The 1,289-nt window shown below is 63.8% G+C and carries 1 protein-coding gene; it reads right to left on the bottom strand.

Annotated elements, in window-relative coordinates; all coding sequences use genetic code 11:
• Window positions 1–148: 148 nt before the first annotated feature.
• A partial coding sequence (locus tag LQV45_RS33320) for an MFS transporter (RefSeq protein ID WP_230012022.1) occupies window positions 149–1,289 on the bottom strand: 1,141 nt, incomplete at its 5' end.

The raw sequence follows: 1,289 nt of genomic DNA, 5'->3' as shown, positions 1-1,289 counted from the left end.
GTCCTTCACGATGCCAAGGGTTTCCTCCGGGTCGTGCGGGTCGCCGGGAAAGGTTCCGATGACAGAATGCACGCCGCGGTGGGCGTAGTGGACCGCGAGGGCCCGTCCAATGCCGCTGGCCGCTCCGGTGATCACGGCCACCCTGTTCTCAGGCGTCATGGGGGTGGTCCTCGAGCAGGGCTTCGACCGGCGGCTTCGCGGCGATCATCAGCAGGCCGGAGAAAAGGGTTCCGGCCGCGCCGACCCACAAGGCTGCAGCACCGGTTCCTACGCTGGCGGCCGCTAGCGTGAACAGGAAACCACCGAGAATGGTGCCGGGCTGGCTCATTGCGCCGATAAAGGCTGTGCCGGTGGCACGGCAGCTGACAGGGTAGCACTCCGCCATGAAGTACTGGATCGCGGCGTACGGTCCGACCAGGAAGAACAGTCCGGCGCCGTAGGTGACGATGATCATGAAGGGGTCCGTGGCAAGGGGGCTGAGCATGATGGCGAAGGAGATGCCGGAGATAATCCAGCCTCCGATGATGGTCCGCTTGCGGCCGATCTTGTCACCGAGCCACCCATGGAAGACATAGCCGAAGTACGCCAGCCCGTTGATGACGATCAGCATCCAGAAGGCGTCAGAAAGTTCCACACCCTTGGCGTTCTTCAGGACAGAACTGCCGAGAATGCTGAAAATAAGGATGCCGAAGAAGTTGAAGATCCAGGCCAGCGACAAGACGATCGTATTCCGGCGCAGGTGCGGCTCCCAGATGCGCTTGAGCGGGGCCGCGGAGGAGTGCTCGACGCCGAAGGCGTGGGCCAGGGAATGGGCTTCCTCGGTCTTGCCGCTCTTCTCGAGTTGGGTCAGCTTGTGGTGCAGTTCGAACTGCGGCGTCTCCTTCAGTTTCTTTGCGATGACCCACACGATGATCGCGGCCGGAACGGTCGCCATCAGGTACAGGGCGCGCCAGCCGAGGGACGGGAGGAAGACGAGGGCGAGGGCGCTCGCAAGCAGGAAGCCCAGCGGCCAGCCACCCTGGATGAAGGAGTAGTGGAAGCCGGGGCGCTTGCGCTTATCCGCGACTTCGGTGACCTGGTAGACCTCGTTCATGTAGGTGGCGTTGACGGCCTGCTCCGAGAACCCGAGCCCGCCGAAGGAACGGACCAGCACCAGCAGACCGTTGCTGAGGAACGGGATCCCGGTCGGAATCAGGGCCGTCAGGCCCGAGACAATGGCGGTCCCGCCGATAGTGGTCATCATGCCCTTGCGGCGGCCGAGCCGGTCAATGACCGGGCCGATTCCGAAG

This window comes from Microbacterium sp. Bi128 (genome assembly GCF_918698205.1).
Note: the sequence above shows the minus strand (reverse complement) of the source record. Positions and strands in the feature narration are given on the sequence as shown.